Genomic DNA, 21223 nt, shown 5'->3' with positions numbered 1-21223 from the left:
GAACGATGCGGAATATAGATGTACCGAAAGCGACACTGCATCGGTATCCAATTTATTTGAAAGCGTTGCGCCGGTTGCAGAAAAACGGCGTCGAGCGCGTCATGTCCAAAGAGCTTGCCAACTTAGTCGACATCGAGCCGACGACGATACGGCGTGATTTTTCTTTTTTGGGCAATTTAGGCAAACAAGGATATGGATACGATGTGGATCGGCTGATCGAGATCTTTAACGCTCAGCTCGGCGTCGATTTTGATGAAAAAATAATTTTAGTAGGGGCCGGAAACCTTGGCCGCGCCTTGATCAACTACAACAAGTGGGACTATGTGGTAGGGGAGATCGCGTGCGCGTTCGATGTGGATCCGGACAAATGCGGCGAAAAGTTCGGGGTGGAAGTGTATCCGATGGAACAACTGGAGCAAAAGATTCCGGACGGGTGCCGAATCGCGATTTTGACGATTTCCCACGACGTCCAGGAAACGGTGGACCGGCTGGTGGCGTGCGGAATCAAGGGAATCGTCGACTTTACTCATCAGCATTTCAAAGTGCCAAAAGGTGTTGTCATAAAAGTTGTTGATGTGGTATCATCAATTCAGGAACTTGTTTTTCAAACAAATTCATTTGATGAAAAGACGAAGAAACAGTAGGAAAAATGCCCGACAGCAAAGAGAATCCGCGGCTGGTGAAAGCGGTGTGGACGGCATTTGGACAACAACTGCGGAGTTGGACCGGAGAAATGACAGTAGACGGTCCCGAGGAAGGCGCGTTAAGCCAAGAGTGTGCGTGAAAACGCAAATCTGGATGGTACCGCGGTGATAGATCGTTCCTTTTTTGGAACGGTCTTTTTTTTGTTGAGGGAGGAAAAAGAGAGTATGCTTTTGAAAAAACTAAAAGAAGATCCGGCACAATACGATGGACAGCTTGTGGAACTGCAAGGATGGGTGCGCACGAACCGGAACTCGAAGAAGATCGGCTTCATCGAGCTCAATGATGGTTCGACGTTCTCCAACACCCAAATCGTATACGAGGACGGACTGCCAAACTTTGCCGAAACGAGCAAGATCACGCTCGGCAGCGCGATCGGCGTCAAAGGAACGGTCGTCGTGACGCCGGAAGGAAAACAGCCATTCGAGATCCATGCAGACCAGGTCGAGGTGCTGGGGCTGGCGGATCACGACTATCCGCTCCAAAAGAAGCGCCATTCGTTTGAATACATGCGCGAGATTCCGCATGTGCGTCCAAGAGCGAACACGTATTACGCCATTTTCCGTCTGCGTTCCGTGCTGAGCATGGCGATCCACACCTTTTTCCAGGATCGCGGCTTCGTCTACGTCCACACGCCGGAAATCACGGGCAACGACGCCGAGGGCGCGGGCGAGTGCTTTACGGTCACGACAAGAAAAGACGACAAGTACGGGGACGATTTCTTTTCGAAACACGCGCAGCTGACCGTTTCGGGACAGCTTCACGTCGAGCCGTTCGCGTTGACGTACCGCAACGTCTATACGTTCGGACCGACCTTCCGGGCGGAAAACTCGAATACGACGCGCCATGCCAGCGAGTTTTGGATGATTGAGCCGGAGCTGGCGTTCGCCGATCTTGGTGACGACATGGACTGCATCGAAGAGATGATCAAATACTGCATCAACTATTGTCTGGAGCATGCCAGCGAGGAAATGGCTTTCTTCCAGAAAATGATCGACAAAGACTGCATTGACCGGGTGACCCAGGTGGCGAACTCGCACTTCAAGCGGATGACGTACACGGAAGCGATCGACCATTTGGAAAAAGCGAAAGACCGCTTTGAAAACAAGGATATTTTCTGGGGAATGGATTTGCAGTCGGAGCATGAACGCTACTTGTGCGAACAAGTGGTGCAGGGACCGGTGTTCCTGACCGATTATCCAAAAGACATCAAAGCGTTTTATATGCGGGTCAACGAAGACGGCAAAACCGTGGCGGCTTGCGACTTGCTCGTGCCGTACGTGGGCGAGCTCGTTGGCGGCAGCCAGCGCGAGGAACGCTACGACGTCCTTGTGGAGCGGATGAAAGAAATGGGTATGGAAACCGAGAGCCTGCAGTGGTATTTGGATCTTCGCCGGTTTGGCGGCTGCAAGCATTCCGGATTTGGACTTGGATTTGACCGGATGCTCATGTACTTGTCCGGCATTCAAAACATCCGCGACGTGCAGCCATACCCAAGAACACCAAGAAATCTGGTATTTTAATAAAAAGAAAAGAGAGCGACAACTATGAAAATCACAAACGAGGCAAGCCCTGTTTTAGCGCAGCTGCTGAAAGAGAAAAAAGCGGACGGCTTGATGATGGAAATCCACGAAACCTGCTGTGGAAAGTCACCGGTGTTCGCCATCGTCGTATTCGATGAAAACGACAAACCGGAAACGATCGACGGCATTTCGGTTCTCATTCCGGAAGAACAAAAAGAACTGGCTGAAAAAATCGTGATCGACCTGGTCAATGGCGAACTGGTCGTCATGGCGCCGGAAATGGAAGGCGGCTGCAGCTGCCATCATGACGAGGAGCACGAGTGCTGCGGGCATGACCACGATCATGGCGAAGGATGCTGTGGCGGGCATGGGCACGGCTGCGGCTGCCATCACGAAGAGTAAGAAAAAAGAAGACAAAAACAAATGTCTTCTTTTTTTATGAAAAGGCGCGATCCGGAATTAGACACAGCTTTTTGCCAGGATTTTCGCCATTTCGTCGATATCGCAGCTGCGGTCGACTTTCAATGAAATCGTTTGCGAGCGGGTGAGAATTTCAAGTCCCTCTTTTCCGATTCCTTTGTTTTGGATCGAAAACGATTCAATCGCGCGATAAGGAATCGTTCGAATCGTCTGGCTAGCGCCCATCAAGCCTTCGACGTCGTATAAAACGAGCCGGCGGTCAGTGAGAACCAGCGCGTCGCGTATCGTCTTGTACGCGCCAAGGACACGTTCGCCATCCGCCAAAATCGCTTCGACGCTGACGGGAACGTTGGTTTTTCCGGTCAATGTCCAAACCGGATTTTCGTTTTGATCAGCCATTTCAGATTCTCCTTTTGGCTTCATTGTACTGGATTTTTTTCAGATTGGTGAAAGATTCGATCGGCTTCTGTAAGAGGGCGCAAAACGTGGCAAGGGTTGCCCACGGCAAGGACGTTGGCGGGAATGTCTTTGTTTACAAGACTTTTCGCGCCGATGACGGCGTTTTCGCCAATCGTCACCCCGGGCAAAATCGTCACATCGCCGCCAAGCCAGACATTGTCGCCGATTCGGATTGGCAAGGCGATTTCCAGTCCCGCGTTGCGCTCGCTGGCATCGAGGGGATGGTTGGCGGTGTACATCCCGCAGTTGGGGCCAATAAACACGTGCTTTCCAATCGTGATTGTTCCACCGTCCATGAAGTAGGCGTTGTGGTTGACGAAGGTTCCGGAACCAATCGACGTTTTCGTGCCATAATCGACAAAGACCGGCGACAGGATCGTCACGTCATTGCCATGATGAGGAATCAACTGGCATAAAATTTCCTCTTTCTTTTTGGCGTCAAGCGGATCCGTCTGGTTGTAGGCGAAGCTTAAGTGTTCGGCGCGCAGTCTTTGCTTTAAGATTTCCGGATCAAAGTTGGCGTCGTACCAAAGACCTTGCTCCATTTTTTCGATTTCTGTCATAAAAATTCCTTTCTAGTCCGGCTGTTGTCCGTCGTGCGCGTCCCACTGGCATGGCAGGATCGAAAAATCCGTAAACCGCGCTGTAAAAGAAGAGTCTTCCGGCGAGCAGGCGTAAATGCCAAAACGAATCGTGTCCGTGGCGTTCGCGAGGTGGCATACGCGCATTTGCGAAAACGTGACGCCATCGAACGAGCATTCGATGCGAAAGTCGTCTTTGCGCCGGCTGAGCCGGTACCATACCGAGTGGATGGCGGCGGAGATTTCCGTCGTGGCCCAATCGGAAAAGCCTTGATTCGTGACGACGCTTCCTAAATGTCCAAAGACCTCGTTTTCGTATTCGACCGACGCTTTGAGCCAGTTCTCGCTGTCCAAATAAACGACGATGCCGCATTGGTCGAAGCGGTGCGTCGTGTGAAATTCGGTTTTGACGACAAAGCTGAAAAAACGCTCTTCCGTCGTCCATTGCAGGACGGGCGCGTTGTCGTTGGCAAAGTGGTAGTAGGTTTTTTGCCAAAGGTCGGTGCCGGGCGCCGTAGTGATCTCGATCCGGTTTTCGTCGATTCGAAAACCGGCCGGCGTTCTTGTCCATTCCATTTCTTTTAAATCCATATTTCCATTTCCTTTCTTCTTTTCTTATCATATCGGGAGAAAAACGAAGAAACAAGGGCGAAAAAAGAGGAACATTTTCAAAGCAAATCGGAATTTGCTATAATTGAACCGTTGAAAGAAGGAACAATATGTCAAAAGGAAAAACTTTTGTTTTTGTGGATACGGAAAACGTCGGCCACGCCATGCCGACCAAAATCCCGAAAACGATGAAAGCGTATTTTTATATCAAGGACAAAAACATCCTCCCGAAGGTGTATCCAAGCTGCATGCATAAACGAATCAAGCTTATCGACCTGGCGACGCGGGCGACGAAAACGAAAAACGAGATGGATCTCGCGCTCGTGACGCAGCTAAGCATCGCCATCGCCAAGCACGGGAAAAAGCGGAAATATGTCGTGCTGTCCAACGATAAAGGATACGATTACCCGATCCATCTGCTTCGGCAGTCGTACGGCGTGGATCTAAATCGCGTCTGCTGCTCGCTGGACGAATACATCGGCCAGTTGACTGGCGATGTCAAAGACCAGCCGGAGGAAAAACCGGAGCCGGCTGCCGCGCAGCCGGAACCAAAACGGCCGGAAAGCGTGGAAACCAAACCGCTGGAGGAAATCATTTACGATCCGGGTCTTTTCGCGCGTTGCGACGATTTCGACGCCTACCGGCGCGCGCAAAAAAACGCCCAGAAAAAACAATTCCGCAAGTACCGGCAAATGTACCGGGGCGGCTCGAATTTGTGGATCGAGTACGATCCATACGCCAACGTGTGGGTGCCGTTCGCGTGCGGCGTGCCAATCGAAACCGTCAAGCCGAACCAGGATCCGGAAAAAGTGTGCGCGGCGATCACGAAATGGAAAACGGAAGCCGAGCAGCAGGAAGAGCCCACCGTCAAAAAGCCGCTTCCCAAAAAACGCCCGAAGAAAAAACCGCGTCCAAAAAAGGTGGAGCGCAAGCGGCCGCTGCATGAAATCCCGTTTTAAGAACGGATGAGGATCGTTCGGCTACAGGACCCGCCCACGATTCGCGTCGTCACGCGGACCGTTCTGGAAACGCTGACGGAATGGTTCGAGGACGAAACCGCCCGCGAGCAATACATCGAGCAAAGCGGAGAACAAGTCGTGTTTGCCGCCTTCCAAAAGGAGCGGCCGATTGGATTTGTTTGTTTGCGGCCAACCGGAAAAGACACGGTGGAACTAGCGGTCATGGGTGTGTGGCGCGCTTATCATGGTCAAGGCGTCGGTTCGCGGCTGGTTGAGCGTGCCAGGGTGTGGGCGAAGGAAAACGGCTATTCCTTTATGCAGGTGAAAACGGTGCGGATGGGCGTTTACGAATCGTACGATCGCACCAACCGCTTTTATCAAAAGCTTGGTTTCAAGGAGTTTGAAGTCATGCCGGCATTGTGGGATGAATGGAACCCTTGCCAGATCTATGTCATGAGCGTAGGCTAAAACAAAAAAACTTGAGAGGAACGAATCCTTCTCAAGTTTTTTTTAGTCGTTTGGCGCGCCCTGATGCAGGATGGCGCGGATCGAGTCGAATAAAAACGGTTTCAGCTCCCGGATGGGCAGCGGCTTGTTTTGGGTGATGCTCGTATAGCAGCAGCTGCCGACCATCTCGATGATCAAATACAAGATGATCGTCGGATCCTTGTACTGGTAGTGGTACTTGCTGACGAGATTCAAAAACGCTTCCGTCAAGTTGAACGACTCCTCGTTGTCCAGTGCGTTGTGCAGCTGTTCGTGAAACACGCCGACAGAAAGGTTGTTTTTGATAAACGTCAGGACGACGGGGTTGTTTTCCAGCGACATGAGCACGTGGTTGATAATAAAAATGACGCTATCCTCGAAATTGCGGATGTCGTTTTCCTTCAGCGCCGCTTCGGCGTTTTTAAAAAGCTCGGATACCTCGCGTCCAATGAGATGGTCGCGCAGCATATATTTGTCTTTGAAATACAAATAAAAGGTTCCTTTCGCGACGCCGGCTTTGGTGACGATGTCCTGAATGCTGACGTTTTTCAAGTCGTTGTGGGAAAAAAGGGAATAGGCGGCGTCGATGAGACGCTCTTTTTTTATGCGTTTGTTTTCCAAGATTTTCGATTTCATGGTCTTACTATACCATAAAACATTTGAAAAAAGACTAAAATGACCAATAGTTCACCTAAAAACAGGCAAAAAATGGAATTTAAAAGTTTTTGGGTTAAAAAATTGACTATTAGTCATTAAAAGAGTATCTTATTCTGCGTGAGAGGAATTGAAGAATTGTATGGAAAAACTATCGAAATTCATTGTCAGGTATCGAAAAATTATCCTGATCCTATCCATCGTGCTTTTAATACCGAGCGTTTTCGGGTATTTGAACACGAAAGTCAACTACGATATTTTGTCGTATTTGCCGGCTGACTCCGAGTCAATGCAGGCGCAGGACATCTTAAATGACGATTTCAACTTGTCCAGTGTCGATATGCTTGTCGTCAACGGCATGAAGGACAAAGACGTCCTGAAACTGAAAAAGGAAATTCAGGACATCAAGGGCGTGGACAAAGTCATATGGCGCGACGACGCCACCGACATCAGCGTTCCGAAGGAAGCCATTCCGGAAAACATTCAAAAAATGCTGTATAGCGGCGATTCCACGATGCTTATCATCACCTTCAAGGAGCCGACCGCGTCCGACACGACGATGAACGCGATCGCGCAAATTAAAAAATACGCGCAGATGGACTGCTATCTGGCTGGCTTCTCCGCCATTACCGAGGATACGAAAGACCTCGTCAACCAGGAAACGCCGATTTATTCGCTTATCGCCGTCCTGCTTTGCCTTGTCGTGCTTTGCCTCGGCTTGAAATCGTGGGTGGCGCCAATCGTCTTCCTGATTGGAATCATGTTCCCGATCATCTATAACATGGGAACGAACGTGTTCCTCGGGCAGATTTCATACATTACGCAGGCGCTGGCTTTGATCTTGCAGCTGGCGGTCACGATGGACTACTCCATCTTCCTGCTGCATCGCTATCAGGAGGAAAAAACGAAAACCGATACGAAAGAGGACGCGATGTCCAAAGCGATTCACGCGACGTTCGTGTCCATCACATCCTCGTCTGTCACGACGATTGCCGGATTCCTGGCGCTGTGCGCGATGCAGCTGACGTTAGGCCGCGACATTGGAATCGTCATGGCGAAAGGCGTCATCCTTGGCGTCGTTTGTACCGTGCTCGTCTTGCCAAGCTTGTTGATGGCGTTTGACAAAAGCATCGAGAAGTACACGCATCCGGTTTTGATCAAACCGCTGAAGCGGACGCCAAAATTTGTCAGCAAGCACTACAAGGCGATTTTGATCGCGTTTGTGCTCCTCTTCATTCCGGCGATTTACTGCCAGGCCAACGTCGGTCAGTACTATGACTTGACGCAGACGCTGCCAGCCGAGCTGCCAAGCGTGGAGGGAACGAGTCAGCTCAAGGAAAAATTCAACATGACAACGACGCACTTTGTTGTTTTGGACGATAAAGTGCCAACCAAGGACATTCAAACGATCATCGACCGCATCGAGAACGTCAAAGGCGTGACGAATGTTCTTGGCTATGAAAAATACATCGGTCCGGGCGTGCCAAGCACGTTCGAGCCAAAAGCGGTGCAGGAAATTTTGCACAACGGGGGCAAGCGGCTGATCGTCGTCAACTCGGATTACCGGGCGGCGACGGATCAGGAAAACGCCCAGCTTGACGAGATCGACAACATCATTCATGAATACGACAAGGACGCGAAGATCGCCGGCGAAGGCGCTTTGACAAGAGATTTGATCCAAGTCACAAACATCGACTTCCAAATGGTCAATGTCGTTTCCATCGTAGCGATCCTGCTCATCATCGCGATCACGTTCAAATCGTTCTCGCTGCCGTTCATTCTCGTGCTGGCGATCGAGTTCGCGATTTGCGTCAACATGGGTATCCCGTTCCTGACGCATACGCAGCTGCCGTTTATCGCCGGTATCGTCATTGGCACGATTCAGCTGGGCGCCTGCATCGACTACGCGATCTTGATGACGACGCGTTTTAAAGAGGAACTGCAAAACGGACTGGGCGTGAAAGAGGCGGTCGCCACGTCGATTCGAATGACATCGCCATCCATTATCACGAGCGGGTTGTCGTTTTTCGCGGCGTGCTCGGGTGTGGCGATGATCGCCAAGATGGATATGATTGCCGCACTTTGTCAGCTGCTTGGCCGCGGCGCCTTGATTTCGGTCATTGTCATTTTGGTTGTTTTGCCGTCAATGCTGATCGTAAGTCAGAAACTCATTCAAAAAACTACGAAAAACTGGCCAGTCGCCAAAGGAGAGTAAACAATGAATAAAACAATTAGAAATATAGGATGTTCCATTCTCGCGACCGTCATGGGTTGCTCGATGATCAATTTCCCGCTGTTTGCCGAAGAAGCCGATGATCCGACAACGAAAACCGAAACCGTGTACGCCGTCATGGATCCGGATGGCACGGTCAATAACACGATCGTATCCAACTGGCTGCACGACGCCGATGGCATCCAAAACATCGAGGAAACGCTCGATTTGACGAATGTCGAAAATATCAAAGGGGACGAAAAACCGAAAGTGTCCGGCAAAAACTACACATGGAACGTGAAAGGCAACGACGTCTACTATCAGGGAAAAACGACAAAGAAACTGCCGGTTTCCATTCAAATCGAGTACAAACTTGACGGAAAGAAAATCGACGCCAAGGATTTGGAAGGCAAGAGCGGCAAGCTCGAAATGCAAATTACTTTTACGAACAACATTTCAAAACAAATCAACGCCAACGGTAAAACCGTCACGATCCATCCATCGTATTTGGCGGGTGGCATGATGGACCTGGACACGGACGTGTTCAAAAACGTCACATGCAAGCAAGGCAAGATCGTCAACGACGGCTCGAACGAGATTTTGGCGTTCGCCACGATTCCCGGCCTTTCTCAGACGCTCGATGAGGCCGGACTGGAAACGGTGAATAAAAAGCTTGACTTAAGCGACACGATCACGATCAAGGCGGATGTGAAAGACTACAAGCAAAGCGAGATCATGATGGTCGCGACCAACGAGATCAACGCCGAGGACATCGAAGGCATCGACTCGGTATCCGATTTGACGGGTGGTATCAACGAATTGATGGCGGCCAGCGAGCAAATCAACGAAGGCACGCATCAGCTCGCGGATGGTACCGGAAAACTGAAGGAGGGCATCGCCCCGTTGTCGACGGTAGGTCCGCAAATGGATCAGTTGTCGGATGGCGCGACGCAGCTGTATGAAGGCAGCCGGAAACTGAATCAAGGCATCGTCGACTACACGGATGGCGTGGCACAAGTCGACACGGGGGCCGCGAAGCTGCAAGAAGGAACGTCGCAGTTAAAAGCCGGGCTGGCGCCGCTGGAAAGCGCGTATCCGAAAATCGATCAGCTCATGGAAGGCGCCGATCAGCTTGACCAGGGCACCGCACGGTTGCAGGCCGGCTTGAAGCAATACACGGATGGCGTGGCGAAACTGAACGAGGGCAACAAACAGCTGTATGGCGTGGACAAGGCGTTGAGCGATACGAAGCAGGGCCGAAGCGCGCTGGTGAAAGGCAGCCAGGACGTGGCGGATGGCTTGTCGCAAATGAACGCGCAAGTTTCGCAGCTGGACGAGGCGCAAATCGACGCGCTCATTCAAAACGTGCAGGGAGCCCAGCAAGGGTTGACGAAACTTGGCGGCCTTGTCGCGGAAGACCAGCAAACGCTTGGTCAAATGGAGCAGACGATTGATTCGGCTAAACAAAGCCTGGGTGGCATGGAAGCGCTCGTGAAGGACGTCAATGTGGAAGCCGGAAAAATGAATCAGATCATTGCCGGCAACAATCAGAAGATCGACGCGTACAACGCGTCCAGCCACGCGGCTGCCGCATCGTTTGAATCGACAAGAAACGAGTATATCGCGCAAATCGACGCGGCGATCGCGGCGTTGCAGGCAAACCAGGTCAACGAGACGTATCAGGTGCCGGTGACGACGACTGTGACGAACCCGGATGGAACGACGCATGAGGAAGTGACATACCAGACGAAGACGGTGACGGTCGACTTCTCAAGCCAGATCGCGGCGCTCGACAGCCAGAAGGCGGCGTTGCAGAGCGCCCAGACTCCGGCTGATCTGGAAGCGCTTGTTTCGCTGGATCCAACGCAGCTGAACGCGGATTTCGCGCAAATGAAGCAAGGCCTGGAAGGCATGGCGAAGGTTGTGACCAACGCGAACGCGGCGCTGGATTCGATGAGCGCGGACATTCAGAGCGCGCAGGCGATTCTTGCGCAAATGGAGTCGATGCTCAACAGCGCCAACTTGCCGCAAAACGTCGATCAGCTCAAGGCGGCGATCGCGCAGCTAAAGGGCGGATTGAATCAGCTGGATACAGGCGCGAGCCAGGTTAGCAACGGCGTGGCCCGTCTTGACCAGGGACTGGACGATTTGCAGACGCAATCCAAAGCGGCGTTTGATCAGTTGAACGCGGGCAGTCAGCAGCTGGTTGACCAGAGCGCGGCTTTGAATGAAGGCGCGGCGCAGCTCGCTTCGGGCACGAGTCAGCTTGCAGGTCAAAAAGACAAGATCAACGAGTTGAAGCAAGGCTTGGGCGCTTTGCAAAACGGCGTGGATCAGTTGAATTCTGGGGCCAGCCAGCTGGCGTCGGGAACGAACGCTTTGAATCAAAACTCGGCGGTGTTGAAAGATGGATCGGCACAAATCGTCGATGGAACGAAGCAACTGTACGACCAGAAGGGCAAACTGAACGAGCTGAAATCGGGCTTGAACGATTTGCGTTCGGGTGTTGACGAGCTTGATGCCGGCGCCAAGAAGCTGGCGGAAGGCAGCGATCAGTTCCAGGCGCAAGGCATGGGTCAGTTGAAGGAAAAGCTGGATTTGACGACGGGCGAAGTCAAGACATTGATGGATATTGTCGAGCAGATCCAGGATCTCAACGAGGAGAACTCGACGTTTACCGGCGCTCCAAAGGGCGCGGATTCCACGGTTCGTTTCATTTACCGGACAGAGGAAGTCACAGACGAGGAAGAATAATTGAAAAACGAGTCGAAGCGAAATCGACTCGTTTTTTGTAACCCAACCCCCCCAGATTGTCTGGGGGTCCAAAAAGCTTAAGCGGAGTGATCATGAAAGGCCCTCCTGGTTTAAACTAAAAACGTGGTCTGCCAACTACGAAAGAAGAAACCAGGAGGGCTTTATGCAATGAACACAAAGAATATGTCCAATGACTTACACAGTTTATCACACACAAAATGGAATTGTAAGTACCATATCGTGTTTGCGCCAAAGTATAGAAGAAAAGCATTCTATGATGCAAGACGATTGGAAATAGGAAAGATATTAAGGAATCTATGTGAATGGAAAGGAGTGAACATAATAGAAGCGGAAGTATGTTGTGATCATATCCACATGCTCATAGAAATACCGCCAAAAATGAGCGTATCTGGATTCATGGGGTATTTGAAAGGAAAGAGTAGCCAAATGATTTATGAAAAATGGTCAAACGCAAGATATAAATATCGGAACCGAAGTTTTTGGTGTCGAGGCTACTACGTGGACACGGCAGGAAAGAATACAAAGAAGATTCAGGAATATATTCAAAATCAGTTGAAAGAGGATCAAGTAGCCGAGCAACTGGAATTGGAATTTGAAGATCCGTTTACGGGAAAACGAAAATAAGTGCAATGGGCAGACCATGAAAGCGCGTTGACGCGCAGCTTTGAGAGCAGGGCTATGCCCGCATCTGAAAAACCACCGGCTTAGCCGGTGGATATTTATTGCTATAAAGGTTAAAACACACAAAAAAGTTTTTATCAATATAACTGATAGATTAGAAAGAAAATAAACTTTTTTAAGAAATAATGTCCCTTTTGTCCTCTCTTTGTCGTATATAATAGATATGAAAGATAAAAATAAAAAAGAACGGAAAAGCCTGCGCCGGCAGCAACGGGCGTACGACCGTATGGCGAAACAATGGCTTCGGGACACCCGGCTTTTGTCGTATTTGATCAAAGACGGCGTGCCGCCTCTGGCTTCGGACCCCATCGAAGCCATTCGCGGCTATATCGAAACCGACACCGATCAAATCCCGTACGCGTCGGGCGAGATCGCGTTTAGCTCGGGCGCCTACGTCGAGCCTGACCTGTTGTTTGGCATGAAAAAGAAATCGTGGCAGGCGTACGGCAACGCGGATTTTCAAAAGGACATGCCCAAAGCGTACGATTTGGAATCACGAAAGAACTTGTATGTGGCCGCGATGGTGTGCAACCAGGTGGGAAAGAAAGTGGACTACAACGCGTTGCGGCCGGTGTATTCGATGTGGGTCGTCAACGATTTCCGGATCAAAAAAAGCGAGCTGGAAATCAAAAAGGAATGGATCGAGAAAACAGAAGGTAGCCAGGTGACAAGAAACGAGCCAAAGGAGGGCATGATGAACCTGGCGACATTCAAAATCGGAAACGAGATCCGGGAAGACGACAAGGATTCACTGAAAGTGCTGCATTATTTGTTTAAGTGCGAAGAGGAAAAGAAAGCCAACGAGAAATTGAGAGCGTATGGATTCACAATGGAAGAAGACCAAAGGAGGGTGAGGAAAATGTGCAACTTGAGCCAGGGATTGATTGAAAAAGGAAGAGAGGAAGGACGAAATGAAGGACGAGCGCAAGGGCGAAAAGAAGGCGCCGTGCAAGCGTCGGTCAAAATCATTCGCGGGATTTCACAGGATTTTGGCATTCCAATCCAACAAGTATACGAAACCCAGAAAGAGAAATTATCACCAAGCGAAGCGCGCCAGGTCGGGAAGCATCTTGGCTTAATGTAAGACAAAAGGACGGAATTCATGGCAATTTTCGTCTTTTTTTATTGCATTGAAACCGGATTTATAGCTAAAATAAAGTAACTAAATATATCGCAAAAGTTTTAGTGGAGGTTTTATATCATGAAAGTGACAATCGCGCAAATCGCCAAGGCGGCCGGGGTATCGCCCGGATCGGTCAGCAACGCGCTCAACAACCGCAAAGGAGCGGTCAGCGAGAAAAAAAGAGAACATATCATTCAAGTCGCCGAAGAGCTCGGCTATTTTAAAAAAGGAAAACGAACCGGGATTATAACCTTGGTTCTTTATGACGGGGGAGAAACGATCGTGCAGTCGGAACAACCGTTTTTCTCGGCTTTGATCCGTGGCATGGAGGAAGGCTGCTATCAAAACGACTACCAGCTGCGCATCCGCAAGGTGAGCAGTCAGGACGACAAGGGAATTTTGGCGCTCGACAACATTAGCGAAAGCGACGGTCTGCTCATTATGGGAACGGAAATGCACTTCAAAGACGTGGAGAAGTTCCGTCATTTTAAAATTCCGTTTGTCATCGTGGACAACGCCTATATTATGGAAAACTGCGACTTTGTCGCCATCAACAACAAAGATGGCATGTACGAGGTGACGAAGCTGCTCATCGACCGTGGGTATCGAACGATTGGACTCATCAACTCGCTGCGCATGATCAACAATTTCAAAGAAAGGAAGCTTGGCTTTTTGCAGGCGCTTTCCGACAACGATCTGGAATTCAACGGCGACTACGAAGTGTTCGTCGAGCCGCACATCGAAGCGGGAAAGAGCGATTTTCACGCGTATTTGCGCCAGCAAAAGGAACTCGATCTGCCCTTGCCGGACGCGTTTGTCGCCATGAACGACTACATCGCCCTGGGCGCTTTGCGCGCGATGAAAGAAGAAGGATGTTTTATTCCGATCGCGGGATTCGACGACATCGAAATGGCGCGGTACAGCGAGCCGTCCTTGACGACGGTGCGCGTCAACAAAGAGGATTTGGGAAAGATCGCCGTGAAACGGCTGATTTCCAAATTCGAAAACGGGGAGCAGTCGATGAAACTTCTCGTGAACACCAGTGTGGTGGAACGGGAATCAACTAAATAAAATCGAAAAACATTTAGTTTAATTATAGATAAATTTTAGCTGAATCGCTTGTATTCAGCTTTTTTTGCGCTAAAATGAAAGCAAGAAAACGGTTACAAACCGTTAGGAGGAGATTATGGACAACAACAAAACCATTGACCGGGTCCTGGAATTCGCTGCCAAGTTTCAGGCCAACATCTATCTTGATTCCATCTCAAAAGGATTGATGGGAACACTGCCTATTACGATGATCGGCTCGATCGCGCTGCTGCTCGCCGTCCTGCCAATCGAACCTTGGACCAACTTTATCGCCAGCATCGGCGTCACGCCTTACCTGCTCGCCGCCTCCACAGTGACGACAAGCTGCCTGTCGATTTACGCCGCGTTTTTGATCGGGTACCGCCTCGCGCACCACTTGCAAGTCGACGAGATCCCGGGCGGATTGATTTCCTTATTCGCGTTCTTTATCGCCACGCCGCTGACCGAAGGTGCGCTGACGATGAGCTACATGGGCGCGCAAGGCTTGTTTACCGCTTTGATCGCCTCGCTGCTGGCGACTCGTATTTACGCCGCGCTCATGAAATGCGACGCGCTCAAAATCAAAATGCCGCCAAGCGTGCCAGGCATGATCGCTGCGACCTTCTCGACGATGATCCCAGCGATCCTGGTCGGCTTGATCTTCATCGCCATCGCTGTCATCTTCTCGTACACCCCTTGGGGATCGTTCGCGGAAATGATTTACTCGATCGTCGCCACGCCATTGATGAACGTGGGCGGAAGCATCTGGTCGCTCGTGCTGATCGTTCTGGTACAAATGATTTTGTGGTTCTTTGGAATCCACGGATCGCTCGTTGTCGGAACGGTTGTCAGCGCGGTCTACATGCCAATGGCGCTTGAAAACATGGAACTGTACGCGGCTGGAACGCCAGCAAGCGAACTGCCGCACATTTTAGGCAACACCTTCTATAGTTTGTACGCCGGGATCGGCGGCGCGGGAGGAACGCTGTCGCTGCTCATCGTCATGTTCCTGTTCGCGAAAGCGAAACAAAACAAAGAGCTGGCGAAACTGGCCGGCATCCCGGGCCTGTTCGTGATCAACGAGCCGATCGTCTTTGGCTATCCGCTCATCCTGAATCCAATCATGGCGATTCCGTTTATTTTAACGCCAATCGTGCAGCTTCTCATTCCGTACTTCGCGACCGTGATGGGACTCATTCCGCCATTGACCGGTGTGCAAGTTCCATTTGGACTGCCGGTTGTCATCAACGGCTTCATGGGAGGCGGCTGGACCGCGGCCCTGATGCAAATTATCGACATCGCTGTCGGCTGCCTCATCTGGTTCCCGTTCTTCAAGATTTCCGACGCCCAGATGTACAAAGAGGAAATGGGCGAGTCCATGGAGGAAATCGCCGAGGAATACGAGGAAAAAGCACAAAAGGTGCAGGAAGCGTAGAAAGGACTTGCCATGATCTGTAAAACGATTCCGCTCAATGAAACAGCGCACTTCGACACATACTTTTTAAACAACTCCAACGAATACAACGTAGGTAAAAAACGCCCCTTCGTCCTGGTTTTGCCAGGCGGGGCGTACGCCTTCACGTCCGACCGGGAGGCGGAGCCCATCGCGCTGCGCTTCAACTCGATCGGCTGTCACGCCGGCGTGCTCTGGTACACGACCCGCGACCTCGTACCCAACGTGCCGCGCAACGCGTTTGAAGAAGCGATGATGGCTATACGATGGGTGCGGGAACACGCAGACGAATATCTCGTCCATACCGACCAAATCATCGTGTGCGGCTTTTCGGCTGGCGGGCATCTGGCCATCGAATGCGCGACGATGTGGCACGAGGATTGGATCGCTAAAAAACTAGGGTGCGATCCCGAATGTCTCAAAGTCAATTTAGCCATACCGTGCTACGCGGCCGGCAAAGCGGAAAAAATGCCAGTCGGTGAGAGCGGGCCGCTCATGATGCGTCCGAAACAAACCGGCAACATGCGATTCTTTGGCAGCGACGATCCAACCGACGAGCAAGTCGAGGCGTACAACTGCCTCAACAAGGTCGACGAGCACACGCCACCCATGTTTATCTGGCACACATACGAGGACCAGCTTGTCGATGTGGGAAACTCGATCGAGCTGGCGTGGAATTTGAAAAAACACGACATTCCGTTTGAACTGCACATTTTTGAAAAAGGAGAGCACGGGCTGGCTTTGGCGGACCGGACGACGGCGCGCAAGGATTCGCACAAAAATCCGCACGTGTACCACTGGTTCGAACTGTGCGAGGAATGGCTGTCCAACTATATCGACGTCGCCGAAGGCATGTACGGCGAGCTGCCGTTCAATCCCGATTTTATGAAAGATTGATTTAGAGCAAAGGAGAATATATGGAAATGAGGGAACTGATTCAAAGCGGAAACGCACTGCGTCAGGACATCGTCACGATGTGTTACGCGTCCAAAGCCGGTCATGTCGGCGGCTCGCTGTCTTCCATCGACATCTTGAACACGCTGTACAACGTGGAAATGAACCACCGGCCCGACGAACCGGACTGGCCGGAGCGCGACCGTTTCGTCTTAAGCAAAGGCCACGTTGCCGAGTCGTTGTTCGCCGTACTCGCGCAGCAAGGCTATTTGGAAAAAGAGGAGCTCGCCACGTTTTCGCAATTTGGCTCCCGCCTCATCGGGCATCCCAACAATAAAATCGACGGCATCGAAATGAACACGGGCGCCCTGGGACACGGGGTGTGCGTTGCCGTCGGCATGGCGATCGCCGGCAAAATGGACGACAAAGACTGGCGCGTGTACTGCCTGATGGGCGACGGGGAGCAAGCCGAAGGCAGCGTGTGGGAAGCGGCCATGGCAGCCGCTCATTACGGACTCGACAACCTGTGTCTCATTCTCGACCGCAACGGTTTGCAGATTTCCGGCACGACCGAGGACGTCATGGCGCTCAAAGACATCCACTTAAAATACGAGGCGTTTGGATTCAACGTGGTTGAAATCGACGGCAACGACTACGACGATTTGATCAGCGCGTTTACGATCGCCCGCCATACGAAAGGAAAGCCGACCTTGATTTTGGCCAACACGACCAAAGGCAAAGGCGTGTCGTTTATGGAAAACATCGCGTCGTGGCATCACGGGGTGCTTGGCGAAGCCCAATACGAGCAGGCAATCAAGGAACTGGAGGAAGCGGTATGAAAAAAGCGAACCGCGTCGCCATTTGCGACGCCTTGATGGAAAAAGCGAAAACGGACAAAGACATCGTTATCATCGTTTCGGATTCGAGAGGATCCGCCTCGCTGACGCCGTTTGCCAACGCGTATCCCGAACGCACGGTGGAAGTCGGCATCGCCGAGCAGGATCTGGTCGGTATCGCAGCCGGTCTGGGCAGCGCGGGAAAGAAGCCGTTTGCCGCTTCGCCCGCCAGCTTTTTGACGATGCGCGCCATCGAGCAAATCAAAGTCGACGTCGCGTACTCCAACATCAACGTCAAACTCATTGGGATCAGCGCGGGCGTCAGCTACGGGGCGCTGGGCATGTCCCATCACTCGCTGCAGGACCTGGCGGTGCTGTCGGCCATTCCGAACATGCGCGTGCTCGTTCCCGCCGACTTTCATGAAACGAAAAAGATGATGGAAGCAATCATGGACGATTCCATCCCTACGTATATCCGGGTCGGCCGCAATCCGGTCGAGGAAGTGCACGAAAACGACGACTTCGATCTGGAAATCGGCAAAGCGATCGAGCTGCGTTGCGGCAGCGACCTGACGATCATCGCGACGGGCGAAATGGTCAGGACGGCATGCGACACCGCCGACTTGCTGAAGAAGGAAGGCGTTGAGGCGCGGGTGCTTGATATGCATACGATCAAACCGCTCGACGAAGAGGCGATCGTTTCGGCCGCCAAAGAAACAGGAAAGATCATCACGCTCGAAGAACACAACGTCACGAACGGGTTGGGCGCCATGGTGGCGAAGGTCGTGTGCGAATACGCGCCATGTAAAGTGAAGGCGCTCGGACTGCCGGACGAGTCGCTCATTACAGGCGAGAGCGCGCAGCTGTTCGCATACTATGGACTCGTGCCGGAAGCCATCGCGGCCCAGGCGCGTGCCCTGCTGGAGTAAGCCGATGAAGCGGGTCACGATTGCGGTGGATCAAAGCACGACGACAACCAAAGTGTATTTGATCGACGAGACAGGGGGCCTTGTGGATGAATCCAGCAAGGCGCATCGCAAATACTATCCGCAGCCGGGTTGGGTGGAACACGATCCCGTCGAGATATGGGACAACGTCAAGACGTGTGTCCGGGATTTGATGGACCGGCATCGAAACGAGGTGGCGGTCGACTCGATTTGCCTTACGAACCAGCGGGAAACGGTCGTCGCCTGGGATCGCGAAGGAATGCCTTTCTACCGCGCGATCGTGTGGCAATGCGCGCGTTCCAACGCGCTGTGCAAGGCGATGATTCGCCAGGGCCACGAGCCGATGGTTGTCGCGAAGACGGGATTGAAAATCGACCCGTACTTTTCGGCGACGAAAATGAAGTGGATTGTTGACCATGTGGATTGCGATACGGATTGTCTTCATTTTGGCACGATGGACAGCTGGCTTCTTTACAAACTGACAAAAGGCGCAATCCACGCAACCGACCATACGAACGCTTCGAGAACATTGCTGTACAATGTAAGCACGAACGCATGGGACGACGAGCTGTGCGCGCTGTTTGGGATCGACCGGCAATGGCTGCCGGAAATCCGATGCTCGGATGAAGTGTTCGGCATGAGCGATGTGGATGGCATTCTCGCCGATCCGGTGCCGATTCGCGGGGTGATGGGCGATAGCCAGGCGGCGTTTTTCGCCCAGCGCTGCACGAATGAATACGATATGAAAATGACATTGGGGACGGGCAGCTCGATCATGATGAACGTGTCCACGCTTCAGCCGCAAATCAACGGACTGGTAAACGTGTTGGCCTATTGTTTAAAAGACGAGCGCGCCTATGGCGTGGAGGGGATTGTCAACTGCAACGGCGAGAGTTTGAACTGGGCTTGTGAGGATATGGACTGGTTTGAAAGCTATGGCGAGCTGGACGACGCGCTGTTTGAACGAAAGACAGAAGTGCTGTTTGTTCCCGCGCTGACAGGTCTTTCCATCCCGTACTGGAACCCGATGGCGAAAGGGATGTTTGTCGGCGTCGACCGCCAAAGCGAGCCACGTGATTTTTTGCTGGGCGTGATTCGCGGCGTCGTGTGCCAGCTTTGCGACGCGCTGGCCTGCTTCGAGCCAACGAGCAAGCCGATCCATGTCGATGGCGGGTTGTCGAAAAACCCGCACATCATGCAGCTGCTGGCCGATTTATCGGGTCGGATAATCGAGGTCAGCCATCATCCGGACTTGTCGGCGATGGGCGCATGGCTGGCTAGTTCGAAAAAGAAGGATTTTGCGCGGGAAACGATCGTTTTCGAGCCGAAGATGGCGCTGCCGGTTCGGGAAGCGTGGCTGGCGCGCTATCATCGGGCGATTGATTGCGCGCTCATGATGGCGAACGTGAAGAAAGGAGAAAGGGAACCATGGAACGAAAATACGATTTAAAACTAGGCGTCGTCGGCACGAGAAGGGATATTTTCAGCAAGGAAGACGCTTTGAAATACAACGGGATGATTTTGGAACGGCTGAACGAACTGGAAGTCGATTTTGTCGACATTATCCATATCAACGAGGAAGGGCTGCTGTTTGACGAAAAGGACGTCGACGCGATCGTCGATTTTTTGAAACACGAAAAAGTGGATGCGCTCTTTTTTCCGCACTGCAACTTTGGCACGGAAGATTTGGTCGCTAAAGTCGCGAAAGCGGTAGGCAAGCCGGTTCTTTTGTGGGGACCGAAAGACGAGGCGCCGCTGGCCAATGGAGCGCGTTTGCGGGATTCGCAATGCGGGCTGTTCGCGACCGGGAAGATCTTGCGCCGGTTCAAGGTTCCGTTTTCCTATATGAATATGTGTCGTCTGGACGATCCGTATTTCGCGTGGCGTCTGGACAACTTTTTGCGGGCCGCGCAAGTCGTCAAGGAACTCGACGGCATGACCATTTTACAAATCGGAACGCGGCCGGCCGGCTTCTGGACGGTCATGGTCAACGAAGGAGAGCTGATCGAGCGTTTCAATGTGCGGGTCCATCCGGTGTCGCTGCCGGAACTGAAAGAGGAAATGGAGCAGGTGGGCGAAGCGGAAATCGACGCGGTCGCGCAGACGATGCGCGAAACGATGCACATCGACGTGCCGGAAACGGCGGTTCGTTCCACGGCGGCGCTGAAATGCGCGATGAAGCGGCTCATGGACCGGTTTGGCTGCAAGGCGGCGGCCATCCAGTGCTGGAACGCGCTGCAAGGGCATATCGGCTTGTTTCCTTGCGTAGCCAACTCGCTGCTCAACGACGAGGGCTATCCGGTCGTTTGCGAGACGGATATCCACGGGGCGATCACGTCGCTGATCGTGCAGGCGGCCACACGGGGAGAGCAAGTGCCGTTTTTCGCGGACTGGACGGTGCCGCATCCGACCAACGAAAACGGGGAGTTGCTCCAGCATTGCGGGCCGTGGCCGGCTTCGCTTATGAAGGAGAAGCCGAGATTTGGCGCGCCGTTCGCGTTTAACTATTCCCATCCGGGGGCGCTGCATGGCGAGATTCGAGGCGGCGACATGAGCATTGTCCGCTTTGATGGCGACAACGGGGAGTACCGCTTGCTGATGGGGCACGCCAAAGGTATCGACGGACCGAAAAACCAGGGCACATACGTTTGGATCGAGGTGGAAAATTTGAAAAAACTCGAAGCGAAGATCGTGGAAGGCCCGTATATCCACCATTGCGTGGGCGTGCATGCCGACGTGCTGCCGGTGCTGCACGAAGCGCTGAAATTCATTCCGGATTTGAAATCGGATTATTACGATACGCAAGACGCGGCGATGGATGCCGTATTGAGAGGAGAGTAA

The 21223-nt window shown here is 52.1% G+C and carries 20 protein-coding genes; 16 read left to right on the top strand and 4 right to left on the bottom strand.

The window, feature by feature from the left end; all coding sequences use genetic code 11:
• Positions 1-5 precede the first annotated feature (5 nt).
• From E5336_RS04825 to E5336_RS04815, 3 genes are all read left to right on the top strand, one after another.
• The gene (locus E5336_RS04825; RefSeq protein WP_135979940.1) at positions 6-644 is read left to right on the top strand and encodes a redox-sensing transcriptional repressor Rex; all 639 of its coding nucleotides are present in this window, start codon (positions 6-8) and stop codon (positions 642-644) included.
• Positions 645-869: 225 nt separating this feature from the next.
• Positions 870-2225, top strand: coding sequence for an asparagine--tRNA ligase (asnS, locus tag E5336_RS04820; protein WP_135979939.1), 1356 nt, complete (start codon positions 870-872; stop codon positions 2223-2225).
• A 24-nt stretch (positions 2226-2249) separates the two neighbouring features.
• Complete coding sequence (locus E5336_RS04815) at positions 2250-2627, top strand: hypothetical protein (protein WP_135979938.1); 378 nt, start codon at positions 2250-2252, stop codon at positions 2625-2627.
• A 57-nt stretch (positions 2628-2684) separates the two neighbouring features.
• Here E5336_RS04815 and E5336_RS04810 read toward each other — a convergent pair whose 3' ends face one another.
• Genes E5336_RS04810 through E5336_RS04800 form a run of 3 tightly spaced genes read right to left on the bottom strand, consistent with a single transcriptional unit; the run spans position 2685 to position 4276 of the window.
• On the bottom strand, positions 2685-3044 hold the full coding sequence (locus E5336_RS04810; RefSeq protein WP_168353555.1) for a PH domain-containing protein: 360 nt from the start codon (positions 3042-3044) through the stop codon (positions 2685-2687).
• 20 nt (positions 3045-3064) lie between these two features.
• On the bottom strand, positions 3065-3667 hold the full coding sequence (locus tag E5336_RS04805) for a sugar O-acetyltransferase (RefSeq protein WP_135979936.1): 603 nt from the start codon (positions 3665-3667) through the stop codon (positions 3065-3067).
• 12 nt (positions 3668-3679) lie between these two features.
• Positions 3680-4276 carry a DUF1349 domain-containing protein gene (locus E5336_RS04800; protein ID WP_135979935.1) on the bottom strand — a complete coding sequence of 199 codons (597 nt, stop codon included), beginning with the start codon at positions 4274-4276 and terminating at the stop codon, positions 3680-3682.
• Positions 4277-4404: 128 nt separating this feature from the next.
• Between E5336_RS04800 and E5336_RS04795 the strand changes: the two genes are divergently transcribed.
• A complete protein-coding gene (locus tag E5336_RS04795) occupies positions 4405-5253 on the top strand; it encodes a PIN domain-containing protein (protein ID WP_135979934.1) in 849 nt (282 codons plus the stop codon).
• A gap of 6 nt (positions 5254-5259) precedes the next feature.
• Positions 5260-5721, top strand: coding sequence for a GNAT family N-acetyltransferase (locus E5336_RS04790; protein WP_135979933.1), 462 nt, complete (start codon positions 5260-5262; stop codon positions 5719-5721).
• Positions 5722-5763: 42 nt separating this feature from the next.
• Here E5336_RS04790 and E5336_RS04785 read toward each other — a convergent pair whose 3' ends face one another.
• Positions 5764-6375: a TetR/AcrR family transcriptional regulator gene (locus tag E5336_RS04785; protein ID WP_135979932.1), complete on the bottom strand. Its 612-nt coding sequence runs from the start codon at positions 6373-6375 to the stop codon at positions 5764-5766.
• Positions 6376-6535: 160 nt separating this feature from the next.
• Between E5336_RS04785 and E5336_RS04780 the strand changes: the two genes are divergently transcribed.
• From E5336_RS04780 to E5336_RS04730, 11 genes are all read left to right on the top strand, one after another.
• The gene (locus tag E5336_RS04780; RefSeq protein WP_135979931.1) at positions 6536-8608 is read left to right on the top strand and encodes an efflux RND transporter permease subunit; all 2073 of its coding nucleotides are present in this window, start codon (positions 6536-6538) and stop codon (positions 8606-8608) included.
• 3 nt (positions 8609-8611) lie between these two features.
• Complete coding sequence (locus tag E5336_RS04775) at positions 8612-11359, top strand: coiled-coil domain-containing protein (protein ID WP_135979930.1); 2748 nt, start codon at positions 8612-8614, stop codon at positions 11357-11359.
• A gap of 183 nt (positions 11360-11542) precedes the next feature.
• On the top strand, positions 11543-12004 hold the full coding sequence (tnpA, locus tag E5336_RS04770) for an IS200/IS605 family transposase (protein WP_135979959.1): 462 nt from the start codon (positions 11543-11545) through the stop codon (positions 12002-12004).
• 220 nt (positions 12005-12224) lie between these two features.
• Positions 12225-13145: a hypothetical protein gene (locus tag E5336_RS04765; protein WP_135979929.1), complete on the top strand. Its 921-nt coding sequence runs from the start codon at positions 12225-12227 to the stop codon at positions 13143-13145.
• 117 nt (positions 13146-13262) lie between these two features.
• Positions 13263-14255 carry a LacI family DNA-binding transcriptional regulator gene (locus tag E5336_RS04760; RefSeq protein WP_135979928.1) on the top strand — a complete coding sequence of 331 codons (993 nt, stop codon included), beginning with the start codon at positions 13263-13265 and terminating at the stop codon, positions 14253-14255.
• A gap of 115 nt (positions 14256-14370) precedes the next feature.
• Positions 14371-15687, top strand: a complete 1317-nt coding sequence (locus E5336_RS04755; protein WP_135979927.1) for a PTS sugar transporter subunit IIC — start codon at positions 14371-14373, stop codon at positions 15685-15687.
• Positions 15688-15699: 12 nt separating this feature from the next.
• Entirely contained in the window at positions 15700-16602 is a 903-nt protein-coding gene (locus E5336_RS04750; protein ID WP_135979926.1) for an alpha/beta hydrolase, read from the top strand.
• A 26-nt stretch (positions 16603-16628) separates the two neighbouring features.
• Positions 16629-17438, top strand: a complete 810-nt coding sequence (locus tag E5336_RS04745; protein ID WP_338400916.1) for a transketolase — start codon at positions 16629-16631, stop codon at positions 17436-17438.
• Complete coding sequence (locus E5336_RS04740; RefSeq protein WP_135979924.1) at positions 17435-18364, top strand: transketolase family protein; 930 nt, start codon at positions 17435-17437, stop codon at positions 18362-18364. The genes E5336_RS04745 and E5336_RS04740 overlap by 4 nt, the downstream gene beginning before the upstream one ends.
• A 4-nt stretch (positions 18365-18368) precedes the next feature.
• Positions 18369-19832, top strand: coding sequence for an FGGY-family carbohydrate kinase (locus E5336_RS04735; protein ID WP_168353554.1), 1464 nt, complete (start codon positions 18369-18371; stop codon positions 19830-19832).
• The gene (locus tag E5336_RS04730) at positions 19811-21223 is read left to right on the top strand and encodes an L-fucose/L-arabinose isomerase family protein (protein WP_135979922.1); all 1413 of its coding nucleotides are present in this window, start codon (positions 19811-19813) and stop codon (positions 21221-21223) included. The genes E5336_RS04735 and E5336_RS04730 overlap by 22 nt, the downstream gene beginning before the upstream one ends.

Source organism: Dubosiella muris, from assembly GCF_004793885.1.
GTDB lineage: Bacteria > Bacillota_I > Bacilli_A > Erysipelotrichales > Erysipelotrichaceae > Dubosiella > Dubosiella muris.
Note: the sequence above shows the minus strand (reverse complement) of the source record. Positions and strands in the feature narration are given on the sequence as shown.

Excerpts from the sequence above, each read along its gene's own strand:
- E5336_RS04825 (WP_135979940.1), top strand. The coding sequence starts at position 6 with ATGCGGAATATAGATGTACCGAAAGCGACACTGCATCGGTATCCAATT.
- asnS (WP_135979939.1), top strand. The coding sequence starts at position 870 with ATGCTTTTGAAAAAACTAAAAGAAGATCCGGCACAATACGATGGACAG.
- E5336_RS04815 (WP_135979938.1), top strand. The coding sequence starts at position 2,250 with ATGAAAATCACAAACGAGGCAAGCCCTGTTTTAGCGCAGCTGCTGAAA.
- E5336_RS04810 (WP_168353555.1), bottom strand. The coding sequence starts at position 3,044 with ATGGCTGATCAAAACGAAAATCCGGTTTGGACATTGACCGGAAAAACC.
- E5336_RS04805 (WP_135979936.1), bottom strand. The coding sequence starts at position 3,667 with ATGACAGAAATCGAAAAAATGGAGCAAGGTCTTTGGTACGACGCCAAC.
- E5336_RS04800 (WP_135979935.1), bottom strand. The coding sequence starts at position 4,276 with ATGGATTTAAAAGAAATGGAATGGACAAGAACGCCGGCCGGTTTTCGA.
- E5336_RS04795 (WP_135979934.1), top strand. The coding sequence starts at position 4,405 with ATGTCAAAAGGAAAAACTTTTGTTTTTGTGGATACGGAAAACGTCGGC.
- E5336_RS04790 (WP_135979933.1), top strand. The coding sequence starts at position 5,260 with ATGAGGATCGTTCGGCTACAGGACCCGCCCACGATTCGCGTCGTCACG.
- E5336_RS04785 (WP_135979932.1), bottom strand. The coding sequence starts at position 6,375 with ATGAAATCGAAAATCTTGGAAAACAAACGCATAAAAAAAGAGCGTCTC.
- E5336_RS04780 (WP_135979931.1), top strand. The coding sequence starts at position 6,536 with ATGGAAAAACTATCGAAATTCATTGTCAGGTATCGAAAAATTATCCTG.
- E5336_RS04775 (WP_135979930.1), top strand. The coding sequence starts at position 8,612 with ATGAATAAAACAATTAGAAATATAGGATGTTCCATTCTCGCGACCGTC.
- tnpA (WP_135979959.1), top strand. The coding sequence starts at position 11,543 with ATGTCCAATGACTTACACAGTTTATCACACACAAAATGGAATTGTAAG.
- E5336_RS04765 (WP_135979929.1), top strand. The coding sequence starts at position 12,225 with ATGAAAGATAAAAATAAAAAAGAACGGAAAAGCCTGCGCCGGCAGCAA.
- E5336_RS04760 (WP_135979928.1), top strand. The coding sequence starts at position 13,263 with ATGAAAGTGACAATCGCGCAAATCGCCAAGGCGGCCGGGGTATCGCCC.
- E5336_RS04755 (WP_135979927.1), top strand. The coding sequence starts at position 14,371 with ATGGACAACAACAAAACCATTGACCGGGTCCTGGAATTCGCTGCCAAG.
- E5336_RS04750 (WP_135979926.1), top strand. The coding sequence starts at position 15,700 with ATGATCTGTAAAACGATTCCGCTCAATGAAACAGCGCACTTCGACACA.
- E5336_RS04745 (WP_338400916.1), top strand. The coding sequence starts at position 16,629 with ATGAGGGAACTGATTCAAAGCGGAAACGCACTGCGTCAGGACATCGTC.
- E5336_RS04740 (WP_135979924.1), top strand. The coding sequence starts at position 17,435 with ATGAAAAAAGCGAACCGCGTCGCCATTTGCGACGCCTTGATGGAAAAA.
- E5336_RS04735 (WP_168353554.1), top strand. The coding sequence starts at position 18,369 with ATGAAGCGGGTCACGATTGCGGTGGATCAAAGCACGACGACAACCAAA.
- E5336_RS04730 (WP_135979922.1), top strand. The coding sequence starts at position 19,811 with ATGGAACGAAAATACGATTTAAAACTAGGCGTCGTCGGCACGAGAAGG.